The sequence below is a fragment of the Marinicella pacifica genome, assembly GCF_014636635.1.
Lineage (GTDB): Bacteria > Pseudomonadota > Gammaproteobacteria > Xanthomonadales > Marinicellaceae > Marinicella > Marinicella pacifica.
The window spans coordinates 221,342-239,563 of the sequence record NZ_BMEO01000003.1; the positions used below are offsets into that span (position 1 = coordinate 221,342).

The window sequence follows — 18,222 nt, forward strand, 5'->3', positions numbered from 1 at the left end:
TTAAATTTTTAAAGTGGTTAAGTTAACGCTTTGCCGAAAAAATTGGAAGACCCTGCTTGATTTTTTTTACCTTCGGACCCAAAATCTATGGGATTTTTTCATAACCGATTGTACCATGATTGAATGTTCACACCTCAGTAAACACTTTGGCGATGTAAAAGCGGTGGATGATTTAAGTTTTACTGCTCACAAAGGCCAGGTTTTGGGATTTTTGGGGCCCAACGGTGCCGGAAAATCAACCACCATGAAAATGATTACCGGTTTTTTGCCGGCCACTTCCGGCAATATTAAAGTATGTGGCATCGATTTGGCCGAAGATTCCCTGGCAGTCAAAAATAAAATTGGTTATTTACCCGAAGGTGCACCCAGTTATCACGAAATGCAGGTTGGTCCTTTTTTACAATTTACGGCGCGAATGCGCAATATACCGTCTGCCCGTCAACAAGCTGCGGTTGATTCGGTGGTGGCCAGACTGAATTTAAACCATGTCTATTACCAAAAAATAGACACCCTTTCCAAAGGCTTTAAACGCCGTGTGGGGTTGGCGCAAGCCATTATTCATGACCCTGAAGTGCTGATTATGGATGAACCCACCGATGGTCTGGATCCAAACCAAAAACACCAGGTGCGTGAACTGATTACCGCCATGTCCAAAAATAAAACCATTATTCTTTCAACCCATATTTTAGAAGAAGTGCATGCGGTGTGTGATCGGGCGATTATTATTGCACGTGGTGCGATTGTGGCGGATAACACGCCCACTGAAATGGAAAAAATGTCGCGTTATCACCATGCGGTCAGTTTTGTGGCCGATTTAAACACCGAATTACTCAATAAAATTAAACACCTCGATTGTGTGCGTGATGTCACATATAACGCCCGCCTGAAGGAAACCACGGTTTTTCCGTCACAGGGTTTGTTTATTTTTGATGAGATCAGTGCGGTGTTAAAACGTGAAGGTGTTCAGGTGATGAGTCTTAAAATGGAGGCCGGCCGTCTGGATGAAGTGTTCAGGAATATCACCCAACCGATACAAAAGCAGGAGGCGGCAATATGAATCACATTGGTGCCATTATTCGCAGAGAATTACACAGTTATTTTGCGACCCCGATTGCCTATGTTTTCATCGTCATTTTTTTGGTGATGAGCGGGGTGTTTGCTTTTTATTTTGGCAGTTTGTATGAACGCGGTCAGGCAGATTTGTTGCCATTTTTTAATTACCATCCTTGGCTGTATTTGTTTCTGGTGCCAGCGGTGGCCATGAGAATCTGGTCTGAAGAACGCAACAGCGGTAACATTGAATTACTGATGACTTTGCCGGTGAAACGCCTCACCTGGGTATTGGGTAAATTTTTGGCGGCCTGGCTGTTTGTGGGTCTGGCTTTGTTGCTCACTTTTCCCATCGTGATTTCAATCAATTACCTGGGTGATCCCGATAACGGGGTGATTGTGGCCAGTTACATGGGGTCATTCTTGTTGGCCGGTGCGTTTCTGGCCATTGGCAGTTGTTTATCGGCAGCCACCAAAAACCAGGTGATTGCTTTTATTCTAACAGTGGTGATTTGCTTTTTATTCCTGTTGTCCGGCTTCCCGATGGTGTTGGCGTTCTTTAAACTGTTTTTACCGCAGTTTATGGTGGATGTGGTGGCATCTACCAGCTTCTTAAGTCATTACACTTCAATTACTAAAGGGGTGTTGGATTTGGGTGATTTGGGCTATTTTGCCTTAACCATTGGTGTGTGGTTATATGCCACTGTGTTGGTGGTTGACATGAAAAAAGGAGACTGATGATGAAAAGAACCGGACATCGATTGCAACTGATAATACTGGCTGTTATTTTTTTATTATCATCTGTGATTATCAGTGAAAGCGGCTTGTTCTCACGATTACGTGTGGATTTAACCGACAATAACATGTTCACCCTCAGCCAGGGCACCAAAAATATTGTTAACAACATCGATGAGCAGGTACACCTGCGTTTGTTCTTTTCTGAACAAGCGGCACGTGATTTGCCAATGTTGCGAACCTACTTTCAACGGGTCAAGGACTTTCTCGAAGAACTGACCCGCTTTGGCGCCGGGAAATTAAAACTCAGTATCATTGATCCGGTGTCATTTTCAGAAGAAGAGGATCAGGCTTCACAATTTGGTTTACAGGCTTTGCCGGTGGGTGAGGGCGGTGAAAATGTGTTTTTTGGCATTGCGGCCACCAATGCGTTGGATAATGTGGCCATTATTCCTTTTTTTCAACCGGAACGTGAGTCCTATTTAGAATACGATTTGGCCGAGTTAATTTACAACCTGAATAACCCTCAGAAACCCCTCATTGGGGTGATGTCAGCTGAACCGATGCTGGCCAACGGCCCGACTGCACCGGGAATGCCGTCGCAAGAACAAATCGTGTTGACCCAGTTAAAAGAAATGTACACGGTCCAATCGGTGGCATTAGATCAGACGGATTTAAGTAATATTGATTTACTGATTTTGGTGCATCCACAAGACCTACCGGAACAAACGCTGTTCGCGATTGACCAGTATGTGATGGCAGGAGGGCGTTTACTGGTGTTTGTGGACCCCATGAACCAAACCCAGGAAGTGCCCGCAGACCCACAAAACCCGATGGCCCAGTTTCAGGCTAACCGCTCATCAGATCTGGCGCCTCTGTTCAAGGCCTGGGGGGTTGAATATGACCCCGGCCGGGTTGTTTTAGATAACCCCTCTGCTTTAAGCATTCAATCCACCCAGGGACAAACCATTCGCCATCTGGGAATCAATGCCTGGGATGGTGATAATTTAAGCGATGACATCGTTAATTTTGAGTTGAATAAAATTCATACCGCACTGGCAGGTTACTTTGAGGCTGAAGCGGGGCGGTTGACACCCTTAATCACCAGCCACCAGGATTCAATGACCACCGATGTGGATCCTTTTAGTATGTTGTTTAATCCTGCTTCATTGTTTCAGCAATATCAGGCCGACGAGGCGCGTTATGTGATTGCGGCACGATTAAACGGACCCCTTGAAAGTGCATTTAAAGAGGGCTTTGAAGACATGGACGTTGACGATGTTATCACTGAGCAAAGCGATCCGCGGGTGGTGTTGGTGGCGGATGCGGATATGTTGTATGACCGTTTATGGGTACAGTCACAGAATTTCTTTGGTCGTCAGGTATTTTCGCCTTTTGCGGATAATGGTTATTTTGTGAATAATCTGGTGGATAATTTATCCGGCAGTGAGGATTTGATAAAAGTGCGGTCGCGCGGCTCCTCACACAGACCGTTTGATAAGGTTCAGGCCATTCAGCTCGCCAGCGACAAAAAATACCGTGAAACTGAAAACCAATTACGTCAGCAGCTCAGAGAAACAGAAGCCAAGCTGAATGAATTGCAGCAAGCCAAGGGCAGCGAAAGTCAGTTGATTTTAAGCAGTGAGCAACAACAGGAAATAGAACGCTTTAAACAACGAAAACTTGAGGTGCGAAAGAACTTGCGTGAAGTGAAAAGAAACCTCAATAAAGACATCGAAGCGCTTGGAAACCGCATTAAATTTATCAATATTGCACTGATTCCGATTCTGATTACGCTGGTGATTATCATCGTTTCTGCCTTTCGCAGTCGTCGCAGGGAGTACAAAAAATGACAACAGGTAAAACCCTGCTGGGTTTATTGATTGTGGCCGGTGGTTTGGTGTTTTATTTAATGAACCAAGCACCAAAAGACAGCGGGCATGATTTTTTGATTGCCGCTTTGAGCAACAATGAGACCGGCATTAAATCCCTGGACCGTGTTTTGGTCACACAAGGAGAGCAGCAATTTGATATGCGCGAAAGTGATAGCGGCTGGCATTTGAATGGTGGTTTTTATGTGCGTGTGGATTCACTGTTTAATTGGGTACAGGCGTTAAAAAATGCCCGCTTAATTGAGCGCAAAACCGCCAACCCGGCTCATTTTCCCGCTTTGTCTCTGACTGAAGAAGATTTAAGGGTTCGCCTGTACCGGGGCGAACAGTTATTGGCAGATGTTATTTTGGGCCAAACCGGCAGCACCCCCGGCGCCCGCTTTGTGCGTTATGCGGAGGATACACAATCCTGGTTGGCCTCCGGCTTGAATGATTTAAACTCATCTAAAGAGCTGTGGACTTTAACCATGCTTTTTGATGTGCCGGATAATCAGGTGCAGGTCATTGAATGGACCGCCGAAGACATTGTGCGCTTGGTTAAGGATGATGAAACAGGTCAATGGCAGTTTGCCGACCCGGCAACGGATGGTTTCACACCGGATCAACAAGCGGTTGGGTCACTGGCCAGCGCTTTATCGGGTTTCAGAATTCAGCAAGCACTTGAGGCGGAACAAGATTTAGGTCAACCGCAACAGGTCTTTGTTTTTGGTTTGACCGAAGGCCGTTCGGTCACTTTGGCTTTATTTGGTGACAAAGACAGCGCTATTTTGAAAGTAACCGACAGTGATCAGCCGGAGCGCTATCTTAACTGGCAATTCACCGTGCCGGATTATAAACTGGACACCTTAATGATGTCTCAATCTGAGGCCCTGAAAAAGCCATCGGAGGACACCGAAAAAGGCCCAAATCAACTGTTATCGAGTGATCAGACGGACACAGAAGGATGAACCGTCAGGCGCCTCGATATTTGATTTTAGCGGCATTTTACGGGCTCACGGCGGTGGCGTTGGGCGCTTTGGGTCAACATGCTTTTGGTCTTGAAGCCGGTTCCAGACCTTATTTATTGTTTCAGCACGCATATATCTACCAGTTGATTCATGCTTTGCTGTTGATTTGGGTGGCGACCCAGTTACATCATGGGTTTTGGTTGCGGGCGGCTGCGCTGGCCATTGCGGTGGGTGTCTTGCTGTTTTGTGGTGGTTTGTATGTGCTGATTTTTTTAGGTCAAACCGCCTTTTCATGGATCACGCCAATCGGTGGTAGTTTATTGATTTTGGGTTGGTTAAACCTGGTGATTCATGGGGTTAAACAATTGTTTAAACCCCAATAAATTTTTCATAAATACCGTAATTGACGTTAAAAATTTATTAAAACTGACACTTTGATGGCTGTTTTTAGTTCATAAATGTGTGATTAGTCACATTTATAACAACCTTTCAGATTAAACTTTAAGACTCGTCACAGAGCCAGTCATCATGAAAGATTACCGCCAAAGCCGTCGCCAAGTCATGGCCGGTCTGTCTACCGCCGGTTTATTAACGGCTTTGCCGTTTTCAGCCTTGCCCACTGCGACAAATCAAAAATCCGTTCCACCCAAACAACAGCCCACCGCCGGTTTTAAGGCGGCCCCTTTACCCAATCAGACATTTGCCCATATGGTGCTCAATCGATTGGGTTATGGTGTTACGCCGGGTATTATGGATAAAACTTATTTTCAGGGCCTGGGCACCACCGATGCCGATCGTTTAAGTCAGTTTGTGGATCAGCAGCTGGCCGGTGGTAATGATGTCTATGTGAATCAACGTATTAACCAGGCGGGCACCTATGAGACCTTGAACAAAACATTGAACCAGTTATGGGTTGATTATCACATTGATGCCAATAATCAAACCAGTTCCAGTCAGCCGGTGGGTGAGCATATGCTTTTGAAGTTTCTGCGTTCGACTTACTCACTGTTTCCTTTACGCGAACGGATTGCGGAATTTTGGCATAATCATTTTAGTGTTTATGGTTATGATTATTATGCCCGCTCGGTCTGGAGCAGTTGGGATAGAGATGTGATTCGCACCCATATGCTGGGCAATTTTAAAGACTTTCTGATTGCGACGGCGCGGCATCCAGCGATGTTGTATTATCTGGACAATTATAATAATTCCCGCTCGGAACCCAACGAAAACTACGGTCGCGAATTGATTGAATTACATACCCTCGGGGTGGAAAATTATTACGGCCTGGCGCAACCCCATGAAGTACCGACCATAACCGTGAATGAATCCGGCGGTCCGTGGCCGGCCAACGGCGTGATTCAACAGTATTATGTGGACAATGATGTTTATGAAACCGCACGCTGTTTAACCGGTTGGCGGGTGAATGATTCAACTTCGCTGGGTGATACCGGAGAATTCTATTATGACAGCGGGCGTCATGATAATTTTGCCAAATCGGTGCTAACCGGCGGATTTCAGAATTTCACCGCCAATCAGGGTGAAACTGACGGCTTTGAAGTCATGGAAATGCTGGCCTATCATCCAGGCACCGCCAAACACATTGCCGGTAAACTGGCGCGGGCTTTTATCAGTGACAACCCGCCGCAACAGCTGATTGATGACGTGGCGACGGTATTTTATGATAACCGGACAGCCGCCAACCAACTGGAACTGGTGTTTAAAGCGTTATTCAACCATGCCGCATTCAGTGATCCCCAGTACTGGCAAAGCAAGGTAAAACGACCATTTGATGTGGTGGTTTCTGCGATGCGGGCCTGTGATGCCGATTTTACGCTCAGGCCTGATGATGGTGACAGCAACAGTTTTGTTTATCGCATGGATGACACCGGTCATTTTCCGTATGAATGGCGGCCACCGGATGGTTATCCGACCGATTCATCATTCTGGTTAAATTCCACTGCTTTGGTGCACACCTGGAAAACCGTTGACTGGTTAATTGATCACGATGCTTCTTCAAGTCCTTTGCTGCCCATTGTGCCTTATGTTGTACAACATTTTCAGGGCTTACCGGCCACTGAATTGACGCCGGATAATATGGTTTCCTACTGGATGTCACGACTGTTTGACCAAACACCGACCAATGGCTGGCTGGGTGATCCGGTGTATGAATCCATCATCACATTTATTTTAACCAGGCCTCAAGATCCGAGATACCCCCAGTGGCACAGAAGTAATTATATTGATATGTCCATGCTGGCCAACAATGAATGGCCCTATTACTGGGGTGAACGGCTGCGAGGTGCGGTTAAGCTGATGATTGCGTCACCTTATTTTATGCAACGGTAGGAGGGTACAATGCGAACCATGAATCGACGTAAATTTTTACAATCTTCTGCTCTATTAGCCGGCTTATCCGGCGTTAAAATCAGTCGGGCGCACAACCTCATGTCTTCATCGCAACCCATCGTCATCGATTTGTTTATGCGCGGTGGTCTTGATGGGTTGAACCTGATTCCACCTTTCTCCGGTGCTGACCGCATCGAATACGAAATTCTTAGACCGGATTTGCAGGTGCCTTTAACCGGCGCGAACCGGGTTTTGGATGTGGGTGAAGCGTTTGGTTTTCATCCGGCTGCCGTTGGTTTCAAAGATATGTACCTAAGCGGTGATCTGGCGATTATTCACGGTACAGGCTTGCCCAAACCGCAGGTGACACGGAGTCATTTTGATGCCACCAAACTGACTGAACTGGGAACGCCCAATAATACCTTAACCCCAGATGGATGGCTCACCCGCCATCTGCAGAGTTCACCTCAGATCACCGGCGCAGAAATTATACCGGTACTGGTTTCCAGTGGGTCGAAACCCATCAGTTTGCAGGATTATTATAATGCGCTGACAGTGAGTCAGGTGAGTGGTTACCACCCCAATTCCGGTCGTTTTGAAGACCCGCATGTGGCTGCGATTAATGCCATGTATGCCGGCACATCTGCGATGGATGAGGCGGTGCATGGCGCCATGGATACCCTGCAAATTCTGCACCAACTGGATTTGGATAACTATCTGCCCGGTGGCGGTGCGGTTTACCCGGATAACAGTTTTGGGGATCAGTTACAGTTGATTGCACAACTTATTAAAGAAGATTTAAATATCAATGTGGCAACCGCGGAATTGGGCGGTTGGGACACCCACAATGGCCAGGGCGATGGCGGTGGTGGTTATTTTGCGGATCGGGTGGGTGATTTATCCGCTGCGGTGTCGGCACTGTGGCAAGATTTGAAAGCATCCGGCTTCGGCCAACAAGTGACCATAGTGATTCACAGTGAATTTGGTCGACGCGCCAAACAAAACGGCGAAGGCTACAGTGGCACAGACCATGGATCTGGAAATGTGATGTTGGTGATGGGTGGTCGTGTTAACGGCGGTCAGATGTACGGTCAGTTTGCCGGACTGGCGAATGCTCAACTGTTTGAAGGTGAAGATGTTTCACCGGAAGTGGATTACCGTCAGGTACTGGGCACCATCGTTAAAGAAGTGCTCGGCAATCCGCATTTAGACCAGGTTTTTCCGGGATACAGCGGACACCAGTCGATGAATTTTGTGGCCAGTGATTTGATTTTTAAAAGTGGATTTGATTAAACAGCTCAGCTGTGGTGTTTAAGCAGTTTTTGTAATTGTTGCGGAGAATGCCAGTCAGGACCGCAAACAAAACGGGGCACCAACCAACGGTTTGTGGTTTTGCTGACGGCTTTTGGCTCACAGGTAAAGGCGGCTTTAATGCCGGCCCGCGCGGCACGATTCGGTAAATATTCTTGTGTCAGGTAGTTGTTGGTTTGCCCCCAGGGGTAACAAAATAATTGACTGTCAGTATTTGCTAAGCGGTCGATTTCATGTTTTGCCTGAATGATTTGACGGTCAGCTTCAGTGGCTGATTCAATGATTGAAAAATGTGCCAGATCGGGCGAATATATATCCGGATGACGGTGATCCCAGGAATGATTTTCAATCGACATCAAAGGTGATTCGTTCGCCGTTTGCCACCAGCTGTCATTTAATAAGGACTGTCCGCACAGTGATTTTTTGGCAATGATTTGTCGTGCTTTGGCATCAGCAATCACAAAAGCGGTGAGGTGGGCATGGGGTTGCTGTTGAATACCGACTTCATTTTGAAAATCTTTCAGTAAGTTATACAGACTTTTTTGTGGGCCGTACTGCAAATACTCTCCATCGAGGAAATCCTGATCCAAACCGTCATCACAACTTAAGGCCACCAAAGGCGTATCTTTTTGCGGTAATTCCTTCAAACCCAAAACCCAGTCGATTAAGGCGTGTAGAGAGATAATACAAAATCCCAGATGATGCAGCGTATAGAGATCACTTTGAAAGGCGATGCGGTCATTGGTCTGGTAACTGTTACCTGAAATGTTGCCGGCGTGATAGGTCAACACCGGCACCTGACGAATGGGCATGGGTTTTAATCCAGAAATTCTTTTTTAACCGTTTTAAAGGCATTCAAAGCCAAATCCAGGTCATTTTGTGAATGGGCCGCTGAAATTTGCAGGCGAATTCGAGCTTCGCCTTTAGGAACAACCGGATAACTGAAACCAATACAATAAACACCCAGTTCCAGCAAACGGTCGGCCATATCGGACGCCAGACGGGCATCACCCAGCATAATGGGTGTGATGGGGTGATTGTCTCCGGCCACGGTAAAGCCCAGCGCAGACACCTGCTGTCTGAAATAGTCGGTGTTGGTTTTTAGTTTTTCGATTAGATCCTGAGATTCATTAATCAAATCAAGCACCTGAATACTGGCTGCCACCAAAGGTGGTGGTAAAGTGTTGGAAAATAAATACGGCCGTGAGCGTTGGCGCAACAGTTCAATCACCTCTTTTTTACCGGTGGTGAAGCCGCCGGAAGCCCCGCCCAGGGCTTTGCCTAAAGTGGACGTAAAAATATCGACTTTGTCCAGCACGCCTTCCAGTTCCGCTGACCCACGTCCGGTCCGGCCGACAAAACCGGTGGCATGAGAATCATCCACCACCACCATGGCATGATAGCGCTTGGCCAAATCAGTGATTTGTTTCAAAGGGGCTATACGGCCATCCATTGAAAACACCCCATCGGTAACAATTAACCGGCGTTCACACTGTTGGGTTTTTTGGAGGATGTCCTCTAAAGCACTCATATCACAGTTGGCATAACGGTGACGTTGGGCCTTGCACAATCGGATGCCGTCAATAATGGAGGCGTGATTCAGTTGGTCACTGATAACGGCATCTTGATCATTCAGGATGGTCTCAAATAAACCGCCGTTGGCATCAAAACAAGATGTGTACAAGATGGTGTCTTCGGTACCGAAAAATTCACTGATTTTCGCTTCAAGTTGTTTGTGGATATCCTGGGTGCCGCAAATAAAGCGAACGGATGCCATGCCAAAACCATGACTGTCTAAAGCTTTTTTTGCGGCCTGGATAATGGCCGGATGGTTGGCAAGACCCAGGTAGTTATTGGCACAAAAGTTCAGTACTTTCTGGCCGTCGGGCAATTCAATATGTGCCGATTGCGGGCTGACGATGATGCGTTCTTTTTTATAGAGTCCATCGGCTTTAATTTGATCAATAATTTTTTGGTATTCTTGCATGTTAACTCCAGCTGCACACGACTTTACCGCATTCACCTGAGGCCATCAGATCAAAACCGTGTTGAAAGTCGTCGATTGAAATTTCGTGGGTGAGTACATGTTGTAAGGGAAAACCCGATAACAGCATTTGTGTCATTTTATACCAGGTCTCGTACATTTTCCGACCGGTCACCCCTTTGACGGACAAGCCTTTAAAAATAATGTTATCCCAGTTGATTTGGGTTTCATCGGGTAACATGCCGAGCAGGGTAACTTTGCCACCGTTATACATATTTTGCAACATGTCATTGAAGGCATGGGGGTTGCCGGACATTTCCATGCCCAAGTCAAAACCCGTGATGCGGGCATCACGCATGACATCTTTTAAGTTTTCACGGGTTACATTGACGGTTCGGGTGGCGCCCATTTTTTTGGCGAGATTTAAACGGTAGTCATTAACATCGGTGACAATCACATTGCGAGCGCCCACATGGTTACAAATGCCCGTGGCAATAATGCCAATCGGACCACAGCCGGTAATCAGCACATCCTCGCCGACCATATCGTATTCCAAAGCACAGTGTGCGGCATTACCAAAAGGATCAAAAAAAGCGGCTAAATTGGAGGGAATGGCGTCTGGAACAGGCCATAAATTTTGCACCGGCATGGCCACATATTCTGCAAAAGCACCATCACGATTGACACCAATGCCCTGGGTGTTTGGACATAAGTGCTGGGTACCGGCACGACAATTGCGGCATACGCCACAGACAATGTGGCCTTCAGCACTGACCCGTTGTCCGATTTCATAGCCGTTGACTTCTACCCCCATTTCGACAATGTGGCCCACGAATTCATGACCAATGACCAGAGGTGTTTTGATGTTCTTGGCAGACCATTTGTCCCAATTGTATATATGTAAATCTGTGCCACATATGGCGGTTTTTTCAACTTTGATGAGAACATCATTGTGGCCGATGTCAGGTTGAGGAACGTCATCCATCCAAATGCCTTTTTCGGGGGATTTTTTGACCAATGCTTTCATGTATATCACCGTGCGTGAAGTATAAGTGGGTTGTTTGATGCCAATTTTTCAGGCGACCCCATTATAAACCATAACGGACTGATTGACAGCGTTGTTACAAAGCAATCAGACCGGGACCGTTTAACGTACAATCGATTGGAGATTAGTCTGTGTCGATTTTCGCTATTTCCTCCTGGCGCAAGTCTTTGCGCAGAATCTTGCCCACATTGGTTTTAGGCAGTTCGTCTCGGAATTCAACCATTTTTGGGATTTTGTAGCCGGTGAGGTTTTTGCGGCAGTGCTCAATCACATCATCGACAGTCAAGTCTTTGTTGTTACTGACCACAAACAATTTGATTTTTTCGCCTGAGCGTTCATCGGGAACACCAATGGCTGCGGCTTCAACAATATTCGGGTGTAAGGTGGCTGCATCTTCAATTTCATTGGGGTAAACATTAAAACCCGAGACCAGTATCATGTCCTTTTTGCGATCCACAATCTTAAAGTAACCATCTTCTGTCATGATGGCGATATCTCCGGTTTTCAGCCAGCCATCGATAAAAGTGGCGGCGGTTTCTTTGGGCCGGTTCAGATAACCCTGACTGACCTGGGGTCCTTTGATGCACAGTTCCCCGGGTTCGCCCACCGGTAAAGGTTGGTTATTGTCATCGCGGATCTGACATAAAGTAGAAGGAATCGGTAAGCCGATGGTGCCATTGTAATCTTCAAGCGGAATTGGATTGATACAGGCCGCCGGAGAGGTTTCTGTCAGACCGTAAGCTTCTGCCAGCGTAACGCCGGTGACCTTTTTCCAGGCTTCTGCAGTGCTTTTTTGTACCGCCATACCACCGCCTAAAGCAAACTTAAATTGACTAAAATCCAAATCGCTGAAGCCGGGTGTGTTTAATAATCCGTTAAACAGGGTGTTCACGCCGGTCATCACGGTAAACTTGTGTTGGCCGAGCTCTTTGACAAATCCGGTCATATCTCGGGGGTTGGTGATCAAAATATTTTTAGCCCCGTAATAGGAAAAGGTCAGCATGTTCGCCGTGAGGGCAAAAATATGATACAAAGGCAAAGCAGTGATGGCCACTTCCTGATTTTTATCATCCAGTTCACTGCCAATCCACAATTTGACTTGCATCACATTGGATACCATGTTGCGATTGGTCAAAATGGCGCCTTTGGAGACACCGGTGGTGCCGCCGGTATATTGCAAAAAAGCCAGGTCGTCCAAATTGCGTTTGACTTTGTTATACGTTAACTTTTCACCTTCTTTAAGTACTTCTTTAAATTTTTGGGCATTGGGCAGACTAAAAGCCGGCACCATTTTTTTGATGTGCTTAATCACAAAATCCATGATAAAGCCTTTTAAACCGCCCACCATTTCACCAATGGTGGTGGTGATGACTTGTTGGACATCGGTTTCGTTGAGCACTTCTTGTAGCGAAGCGGCGGTGTTTTCAATGATTAAAATACCTTTGGCTTCAGAGTCATTCAGCTGATGTTTCAGCTCACGGGGCGTGTAAAGCGGATTGATGTTGGTGGCAATCATACCGGCCCGCAGTATGCCCAAAACCGCAATCGGATATTGCAATACGTTGGGCATCATGATGGCGATGACATCACCTGAATTGAAATGTTGTTGTAAATAGGCGGCAAACTGCTGTGAATAATCATTCAGTTCAGCATAAGTGATACCCTTGCCAAAATTTACAAAAGAGGTTTGCTGTGCATATTTTTCACAGGCTGAAACCATCATATCAGCCACATTTTGATAAGGTAATTCACCGATTTCGGCCGGAATGCCGGGTTTGTAATGATCTAACCAAGGTTTATCTATTTTCATACTGTCCCAATTATTTGTCATATCATTTCTGCGAATGATTTATCGATTAAAAGTCAGGTATCACCAATCAATCAGTGATCTCAAGCCCTACAGAAGTTTCTATTCAATAGTAAATGTTTTTATGACAATTTTCTACTTATTTGATAGACTTTAGACTGACCAATCAGACACAGCACCTATGCCGACAGACTTGTTGATTCATGCCCCGCAGCCGCACACCATAGGTGTTTTGGTTCTTACCGTCGTGGCACTGGTATTATTCACCCGTGAAAACATCAGCTTAGAAACCTCCAGTTTCTTTGTTTTGTGTATGTTGGTGATTGGCTTCCAGATTTTTCCATACGTCAAAAGTAACGGTGAAGTTTTTCCTGTAAGCTCTTTTTTTCTGGGATTTGGGAATGAAGCGCTGGTGGCTGTTTGTGCCCTGATGATTGCTGGTCAGGCTTTGGTTCGCACCGGTGCCACCGAGCCGGTGGGTCGTTTTTTAGCCAAAATGTGGGGTTACAGTCCGTCTTTGTCATTATTGATGACATTAATTGTCGGTGCGGTGCTCAGTGCCTTTATTAATAACACGCCGATTGTGGTGCTGTTATTGCCGGTTCTCATCAATGTCTCTTTAAAAACCGGTCAATCGCCTTCTGGAACGCTGATGCCAATGGGTTTAGCCACCCTTCTGGGGGGCATGTCCACCACCATAGGCACCTCCACCAACTTACTGGTGGTGCAGGTGGCCGAAGACCTGGGTGTGCCTAAATTTGATATGTTTGATTTTGCCTTGCCGGTAATCATCGCCAGTGCGCTGGCCATTCTTTATTTGTGGCTGGTGGCGCCCTTGATTATTCCTGAACGCCTGCCACCCTTACGCGACACCTCGCCACGGGTGTTTACCGCTGAATTAAAAATTAACGAAGGCAGTTATGCCGATGGTAAAACCCTGGCAAAAATCCGTGATAAGTTGGACGGTAAAATTTCAATTTCACGGATTGTACGCGGTGACAATCTATCAATTGCCACCCTGCCGGATGTGGTGATTCACGCCGGTGACCGGTTACTGGTCACCGATACTCCGGATAATTTGCGTGAATATGAAATTGAGCTCGGCGCTTCTTTATACACCGGCCGAAAGCAAGTGGGTGAAAGTAATCCTTTGTCCGCCGGTGATCAGTCAATTGCAGAGCTGGTGATCACATCCGGTTCTTTATTAGATCGTGTACGTGTGGGTGATGCCCGCTTAGAAAGTAAATTTGGTTTGACCTTGCTGGCCATTCATTCACAGGGTAAGGAAACATCGGCATTATCCAAAGGTGTGAATGACCGGGTGATTCATCAGGGTGATGTGTTGTTGGTGCAGGGTAGTAACGAAGCGATTAAAGCGGTGAAAAAATCCGGGTCTTTGCTGTTGCTCGATGGCGGAGAAGAATTGCCCCACACCGAAAAAGCGCCTTTGGCGCTGGCGGTGATGGCCACAGTGGTGGCGTTGGCAGCTTTTAACATCACTTCTATTGCGGTGAGTGCCACCGTGGGCTGTTTTGTGTTGATTGCCACCGGTTGTTTGCGCTGGCATGATGCCACCCGTGCTTTAAGCGTGCAAGTGATCCTCATTATTGTGGCGTCTTTGGCACTGGGTTCGGCTTTGATGACCACCGGTGGGGCGGATTTTCTGGCCAATGTTTTTGTGGTCACCACCCATGCGCTGGCACCGGGCATGGTGTTAGGGATATTAATGCTGGTGATGGCGGTATTGACCAATGTGGTGTCAAACAACGCCACCGCAGTCATCGGAACGCCGATTGCGGTGAGTATTGCGCAACGCATGGGTATGCCGGTGGAGCCTTTTGTGCTGGCGGTGTTGTTTGGTGCCAATTTAAGTTACGTGACCCCGATGGCCTACAAAACTAATTTGTTGGTGATGAATGCCGGGGGGTATAAATTCAATGATTTTGTGCGCGTGGGTCTGCCACTGGCCATCATCATGTGGTTGTCGTTGACTGGATTGTTGACGTGGATTTATCAGCTTTATTAAAGGTTAATGTATGGGTGAACAAAACATAACACGCGGTGACAGCCACGAGGCAAAACGTCTGTTTACACGGGCGGTTTTGAATGATTTACGGGCTTTGGAACTGATGATTGACGAGGGTCTTATCGAGTCCGGTGCTCGCCGCATTGGTGCCGAGCAGGAAATGTTTATCACTGATCAGAACTACAGCCCCAAACTGGCGGCTTTAAAAATATTGGATGAGATTAATGATAAGCGTTTTACCAATGAAATTGCTTTGTTTAATTTAGAAGCCAACCTGACCCCGCGCCGATTTGTCGGTTCTTGTCTGCGTGATATGGAAGCAGAAACGCAGGAAGTCGTGGCGTTGGCAAAAAAAGTGGCTGCCGGGCACGATGCACATATTATTTTAGCCGGTATTCTACCGACCCTTCGGCAACTGGATTTAACCCTGGACAGCATCACGCCGATGGATCGCTATTATGAATTGAACGACCGTTTAAAAGAAATACGCGGTGACGATTTTCGGATGGATATTCGAGGCATTGATGAGCTGGCAGTGACCCATGATAATTTTATGCTGGAAGCGATGAACACCAGTTTTCAGATTCATTTTCAGGTCAGTGGGCATGAATTTGTTGACATGTATAATTTATCGCAGGCAGTTACCGGTCCCTTAATGGCGGTGGCTGCCAATTCGGGGCTTATCCACCATTACCGGTTATGGCATGAATCCAGAATTGCGGTGTTCCAAAATTCCATTGATACCCGTTCCACGGCCCACCAAAAACGTGGGACCCAGCCACGGGTTCATTTTGGAAACGAGTGGATTGAAAGCATTGTCGATGTGTTTCGCGATGATATTTCACGTTTTCCGGTGGTGTTGACCACCGATTTCGAAAAGGACCCGGTGGCCATGGTCAAAGCCGGCACCATGCCAAAATTGAAAGCACTGATGTTGCATAATGGCAGTGTTTATCGCTGGAACCGACCCTGTTATGGGGTCAAAGACAACATTCCGCATCTGCGGATTGAGAACCGGGTGTTGCCTTCAGGGCCAACCACACTGGATGAAATCGCCAATGCGGCTTTTTATTTCGGCATGATGTCAGGTTTAATGAAAGAAGCGACCCAAATCCCGCAAAAGATGCGTTTTTCCGATGCCAAAAATAATTTTTTACAGGCTTGTCGAAGTGGACTGGAATGTCACTTTAACTGGTTTGAAGGTGAAACATTACCGGCCACGGAATTAATTTTAAAACAGCTGTTGCCAATAGCCGAAAAAGGCCTGACCAGTTCGGGTATTGATGCAGCGGATATCGATCGCTACTTGTCGGTTATTGAACAGCGGGCACACAGCAAACAAACCGGCGCTAAGTGGGCCATTAAATCCATCACTGAAATGGACAAAGAGGTCCACCCTGATGAAAAAGTACGGGCCATTGTGGCGGCCATGAACCGCCATGAAAGCAGCCAGAAACCGGTGCATGAATGGCCGTTGGCCGCCCTTGAAAAAGATGTGGACTGGCGTGCATCCTATCATCGCCTGGGCCAATTTATGACCACTAAACTCATTACGGTGCGGCCCGATGATTCCATGGATCTGGCGGCCAGCATTATGGACTGGAAACGGGTGCGACATGTGCCGGTTGAAAACGATAAAGGTGAATTGATTGGCCTCATTTCACACCGTTCAATCATCAAAAAAATTGTTGCCGGTGAGCGGGAGGAAAGTGTGGCAATTCGGGACATAATGAACCCGGAGCCGATTTTTGCCCATCCGCAAACCAGCACCGTTGAGGCATTGCGAACCATGCGTGAAGAGCGCATCAGTTGTTTGCCTATCGTGGATGAACACAACATTTTGGTCGGTGTGGTCACCGAATACGATTTTATCAAACTGGCAACCAAAATTCTGGAAAATGATTTACAGGATTTTCAGGACAACAGCCATCAGTACAAAAACAATAAATCAGGAGCGTAAAAATTATGGGTATTTGGGATAAATTATGGGGTGAATTGGTTGATGTTATCGAATGGACCGATGACAGCCGCCACACACTGGTCTATCGCTTTCCACGGCATGGCAATGAAATTAAAAACGGTGCGATGCTCACTGTTCGAGAAGGACAGGTGGCGGCGCTGGTGAATGAAGGTGAACTGGCGGATGTCTTCACGCCCGGTCTCTACCAATTGGAAACTGCCAATTTGCCTATATTATCTACACTGCAGGGCTGGAAACATGGATTTGAAAGTCCGTTTAAAGCCGAGGTGTATTTTTTCAACACCCGCACCTTCACCGATATGAAATGGGGGCTGAGAAATCCGCTCATATTGCGTGATAAAGAGTTTGGTGTTATTCGGGTGCGGGCCTTTGGCAGTTATACATTTCGTATCGCAGAACCGGCGGTGTTGCTGCGAGAGATTGTCGGTACAGATGGTCATTTTGTACTGGAGGAAATCATCGGCCAGCTAAAAAATCTGGTGGTCAGCGGCTTTGCTCAGGTGATCAGTCAGTCGGGTGTGCCGGTCCTGGATCTGGTCGCCAGTTATGATGATCTGGGTCAATTTTTAACCGAACAGATTCAACCGATGTTTGCCGCTTATGGTTTGTCTTTGGAGCAATTGCTGGTGGAAAACATTTCTGTGCCCGAAGCGGTGGAAAAAGCCCTGGATGAACGCGCCAGTGCCATTGCGGTGGGTGATTTGAACCGTTTCAGCCGTTACCAACAGGCGCAGTCCATGCGCGATGCAGCCAATCAGTCCGGCACAATGGGCGGTGCCATGGGGATGGGGATGGGTTTTGGTATGGCACAGGCCTTTGGTCAGGCTTTGACCAAAGGTGATGACACAGATCCCCTAGAACCACCGCCGATGCCGGAGTCGGTCAAAGAAATTAAACACTATTTTGTGGTTGTTGACGGTAAACGCATGGGTCCGCTTAATTTAGCCGCCATAAAAGAATTGATTGAAAAACAGCAACTGAAAGCCGAAACCCTGGTGTGGACCGCCGGTATGCACGATTGGAGTGGCGCAGATCAAATTAAAGAAATTAATGCCTTGTTACAGCAACAGCCGCCACCCATGCCTCACTAATTTGGTA

Annotated in this window: 14 protein-coding genes; 10 read left to right on the top strand and 4 right to left on the bottom strand. The window is 46.9% G+C overall.

What is annotated here, in order from left to right; translation table 11 throughout:
• Nucleotides 1-115 precede the first annotated feature (115 nt).
• From IEV16_RS05080 to IEV16_RS05110, 7 genes are all read left to right on the top strand, one after another.
• Nucleotides 116-1,057 (top strand): ABC transporter ATP-binding protein, encoded by a 942-nt coding sequence (locus IEV16_RS05080; protein ID WP_188364596.1) that lies wholly within the window; start codon nt 116-118, stop codon nt 1,055-1,057.
• Nucleotides 1,054-1,788, top strand: coding sequence for an ABC transporter permease subunit (locus IEV16_RS05085; protein WP_188364597.1), 735 nt, complete (start codon nt 1,054-1,056; stop codon nt 1,786-1,788). Before IEV16_RS05080 ends, IEV16_RS05085 begins: the two co-directional genes overlap by 4 nt.
• Complete coding sequence (locus IEV16_RS05090) at nt 1,788-3,638, top strand: GldG family protein (RefSeq protein WP_188364598.1); 1,851 nt, start codon at nt 1,788-1,790, stop codon at nt 3,636-3,638. Before IEV16_RS05085 ends, IEV16_RS05090 begins: the two co-directional genes overlap by 1 nt.
• A complete protein-coding gene (locus IEV16_RS05095) occupies nt 3,635-4,624 on the top strand; it encodes a DUF4340 domain-containing protein (protein ID WP_188364599.1) in 990 nt (329 codons plus the stop codon). The genes IEV16_RS05090 and IEV16_RS05095 overlap by 4 nt, the downstream gene beginning before the upstream one ends.
• Nucleotides 4,621-5,007: a DUF423 domain-containing protein gene (locus IEV16_RS05100; protein WP_188364600.1), complete on the top strand. Its 387-nt coding sequence runs from the start codon at nt 4,621-4,623 to the stop codon at nt 5,005-5,007. Before IEV16_RS05095 ends, IEV16_RS05100 begins: the two co-directional genes overlap by 4 nt.
• Nucleotides 5,008-5,152: 145 nt before the next feature.
• Entirely contained in the window at nt 5,153-6,970 is a 1,818-nt protein-coding gene (locus IEV16_RS05105) for a DUF1800 domain-containing protein (protein ID WP_188364601.1), read from the top strand.
• An 18-nt stretch (nt 6,971-6,988) separates the two neighbouring features.
• The gene (locus IEV16_RS05110) at nt 6,989-8,263 is read left to right on the top strand and encodes a DUF1501 domain-containing protein (RefSeq protein WP_188364602.1); all 1,275 of its coding nucleotides are present in this window, start codon (nt 6,989-6,991) and stop codon (nt 8,261-8,263) included.
• A 5-nt stretch (nt 8,264-8,268) separates the two neighbouring features.
• Here the strand turns inward: IEV16_RS05110 and IEV16_RS05115 are convergent, their stop codons facing one another.
• The 4 genes from IEV16_RS05115 to IEV16_RS05130 all read right to left on the bottom strand — a co-directional run bounded on the left by IEV16_RS05115 (nt 8,269) and on the right by IEV16_RS05130 (nt 13,120).
• On the bottom strand, nt 8,269-9,093 hold the full coding sequence (locus IEV16_RS05115) for a polysaccharide deacetylase family protein (RefSeq protein WP_188364603.1): 825 nt from the start codon (nt 9,091-9,093) through the stop codon (nt 8,269-8,271).
• 5 nt (nt 9,094-9,098) lie between these two features.
• Nucleotides 9,099-10,268 carry a glycine C-acetyltransferase gene (kbl, locus tag IEV16_RS05120; protein ID WP_188364604.1) on the bottom strand — a complete coding sequence of 390 codons (1,170 nt, stop codon included), beginning with the start codon at nt 10,266-10,268 and terminating at the stop codon, nt 9,099-9,101.
• Nucleotide 10,269: 1 nt separating this feature from the next.
• Nucleotides 10,270-11,292, bottom strand: a complete 1,023-nt coding sequence (gene tdh, locus IEV16_RS05125) for an L-threonine 3-dehydrogenase (RefSeq protein ID WP_188364605.1) — start codon at nt 11,290-11,292, stop codon at nt 10,270-10,272.
• A gap of 142 nt (nt 11,293-11,434) precedes the next feature.
• A complete protein-coding gene (locus IEV16_RS05130; protein WP_188364725.1) occupies nt 11,435-13,120 on the bottom strand; it encodes an AMP-binding protein in 1,686 nt (561 codons plus the stop codon).
• Between the two features lie 178 nt (nt 13,121-13,298).
• Here IEV16_RS05130 and IEV16_RS05135 point away from each other — a divergent pair, with 178 nt between their 5' ends.
• The 3 genes from IEV16_RS05135 to IEV16_RS05145 are packed head-to-tail and all read left to right on the top strand — an operon-like array spanning nt 13,299 to nt 18,215.
• Nucleotides 13,299-15,143 carry an SLC13 family permease gene (locus IEV16_RS05135; protein WP_188364606.1) on the top strand — a complete coding sequence of 615 codons (1,845 nt, stop codon included), beginning with the start codon at nt 13,299-13,301 and terminating at the stop codon, nt 15,141-15,143.
• 10 nt (nt 15,144-15,153) lie between these two features.
• The gene (locus IEV16_RS05140) at nt 15,154-17,103 is read left to right on the top strand and encodes a CBS domain-containing protein (RefSeq protein ID WP_188364607.1); all 1,950 of its coding nucleotides are present in this window, start codon (nt 15,154-15,156) and stop codon (nt 17,101-17,103) included.
• A 5-nt stretch (nt 17,104-17,108) separates the two neighbouring features.
• Complete coding sequence (locus tag IEV16_RS05145; RefSeq protein ID WP_188364608.1) at nt 17,109-18,215, top strand: SPFH domain-containing protein; 1,107 nt, start codon at nt 17,109-17,111, stop codon at nt 18,213-18,215.
• Nucleotides 18,216-18,222: the final 7 nt, after the last annotated feature.